The following is a 2,914-nucleotide window of genomic DNA, read 5'->3' on the forward strand; positions in this document are numbered from 1 at the left end:
GTCCATTCATATTTATAGTTTCAACTATAATGTTGATGATGAGTATTTCGCTGAAATCAATGCTCCGGATGATGCCACAGGAAACGTTAAAATCATAGTTGACGGTGAGACAATCTTCAACGACAGCATAGACGAGCTAACATATGATGATGAAATGGAGAATTATATTGTCACTGTCGGCGACGTTCCATACGACTGGGAGGAAAAATCATATCAAATCAAGGTGATTTTTGAAGACGACGATTACGGCACATATTCCGAGACTCAAACCGTTGAGGCATCATTCAAATATGACATCAACATTCGCATATACGGTACTGTCGACAAGAACGATGACAACGATGCCATCGCACGCATCGAAGCACCAGTCGACGCAAACGGAAACATCATAGTCAAAATAAACGGTGAAGTATGCTACAATCAACCAATATCCGACAAAATCGATTATGAAGAGGGAGAGTTTGCAATCTACCTAAGTGATTTGACAGAAACATTGGAATATGGAACCTACACAGTCGAAATAACCTATGACGGAGAGGATGGATTGAGTTCAAACGATCCTACAAGGCAGCTTGAGGTCACATATTACCTATACGGATACATTGACAATGGAAGGCTTGATGAAGGCCGGGTTGATTTGGATTATGGTGATTCATATGATTTCGAGATTGATTTGCCAGAAGATGCAACAGGCACATTGACAGTAATCTTCAACGGCAAGACAGTGCCTATAACATACACCAACAGCCACGTTAAATACCATATCGACACCAAAGACCTTAAAATCGCAAACTACACAATATCTGCAAAATACGTTGGAGACAATAAGTATCCCGACAAGACCGTCAATGTGAATTTCGCAGTCATCCCAGAATTAAACACTCCATGGGAGGTTTCACCTGGAGAGCAGGACTCATTCACCGTGCTGATGCCAAGCGATGCATCCGGTAAACTGACACTGTTCAAGGTCACCCGTAAAAGCGGAAGTGATTCGGAAACCTATGAGGAGATAGCATCCGCCGATGTTAAAAACGGTAAGGCAAGCATCAAGATGCCTAAGATAACAGAGGATGTCGAGTACATGATAAGAGTCACAAGCGGCTCATACGTCAAGGAAATGCTGTCAACAATAAGTGTGGTTGAAAACAGCCCTGAACTGAATGCCAATGTGGCACCATCCACAATCACCGTGGGCGAGACAGTTCAGGTGACAGTAACCTCTACAGTAAAGGGTTCAATCAGTATTTATCTGGACGATAAATCAATTGATTTCATTGAAATCGTTAACGGAAGGGTTTCAAAAACAATCACTGGCCTGGGAGTTGGGGAGCATAAGATCAACATCAAGTATGATGATTCCTATGAGCTTGATGATGGGGATTATGACAGTACCGGCAAATCATATTCCAATACATTCTACGTAATGGTCAAGGACAAGCCAATCCCAGCACCTAAACCTGTTCAGCCAGCCAAAAAGGCTGATGTCATTAAATTAACCCTTAAAAAGGTTAAGGTTAAAAGGTCAGCTAAAAAGTTAACAATAACAGCCACATTGAAAATCAATGGCAAAGCAGCCAAGTCCAAGAAGGTGACCTTCAAATTCAATGGCAAGAAATACACTGCAAAAACCAACAATAAAGGTGTTGCTAAGCTAACCATTAAAAAGAAAATCCTCAAAAAACTCAAGAAGGGCAAAAAGGTCAAATACCAGGTAAGCTACGGCAAGACAACCAAAAAGTTAACAGTGAAAGTTTCTAAATAATGGGGAAAATATTTTTTCCCTTATTCTATTTTTTTTAAAAGTTTTCTTCAAAAGTTCATTCCGTTGGTGGAAAACGTCATAAAGTTGTTTTAAGAAAATATGAAGATATCAACATAGTTGAATCATAACACATGAATAGTTACATTAATTATATCATTAATATAAAAGTGAAATTATGCCAATTTATAAAAAAACAGGTTATGGTACTGTAATGGGTTTTTACTGATGAGGAATTAAAGGAAAAACCTAGAAAAAGAAATAACATAACATATCTTGCCACTTTGAAAAACAAGATTTTCAAGGCGAAATTGAGTGATGCAAACGGCAATCCTCTAGCATTCAAAACAGTCACTTTCACTGTAGCTGGCAAAACAATCAAGGCAAGCACCGATGCTGAGGGAGTTGCAATCGTGAAACTGGCTTTAACTAATGCAAAAACCTATGATTTAACCATCAACTTTGAAGGGGATGGAGTCTATGCTTCACACTCATCAACAGTCAAGGTGAAAATCAACAAGGAAAAGACCAAGGTGAATGCTCCTAAGAAAACATTAAAGAAAAACAAAAAGGTTAAAAAAGTAGTGATTACTCTTAAAAACAGTAAAGGAAAAGCAATAGCTAAGAAAAAACTCACCTTAACTGTCAATAAAAAGAAATACACTGCAAAAACCAATGCTAAAGGCAAGGCCACAATTAAAATCAAGAACCTGAATAAGAAAGGCACTAAAAAATACACTGTCAAGTTTGCAGGAGACTCACAGTACAACTCATGCAAAAAACCGGTAAAATCAAAGTTAAATAGATAGTGCAATGATTCTGTGCTTTTAAGGCCATGTCAATTGCACTAAAACCATCATCATTTTTTCCAATTTCACTACTTTTCTGACCCTTTAAACACTTCCAGGGAATTTCATTTTGATAATTCAACATTACTAGTTTTAAATAGAAACAGGTTGTTTGCGGTTTCAGACAGTGAGTGACAATCGATGAATACAAAGCATATGAGGAGATTCTCTCCCAGATATTCATTCATTTAGTGAAAATCTCATAAGCAGTTTCAAGAAGTGTTATGAGATAAGAATTAACATGCCCTAAATTTTATATATTGCAACGACTAAAATATGTTACTAATTAAAATTATAATTTGATTTA

The 2,914-nt window shown here is 37.4% G+C and carries 2 protein-coding genes; both read left to right on the forward strand.

Going from position 1 to position 2,914, the window contains the following annotated elements:
- The coding region (locus QZU77_RS10655) for a hypothetical protein (protein WP_295603940.1) at positions 1 to 1,762 on the forward strand (1,762 nt) is incomplete at its 5' end.
- A gap of 281 nt (positions 1,763 to 2,043) precedes the next feature.
- The gene (locus QZU77_RS10660) at positions 2,044 to 2,568 is read left to right on the forward strand and encodes an Ig-like domain-containing protein (RefSeq protein WP_295603943.1); all 525 of its coding nucleotides are present in this window, start codon (positions 2,044 to 2,046) and stop codon (positions 2,566 to 2,568) included.
- Positions 2,569 to 2,914 lie beyond the last annotated feature (346 nt).

The organism is uncultured Methanobrevibacter sp. (genome assembly GCF_902774605.1).
In the GTDB taxonomy this organism is placed as follows: Archaea; Methanobacteriota; Methanobacteria; order Methanobacteriales; family Methanobacteriaceae; genus Methanocatella.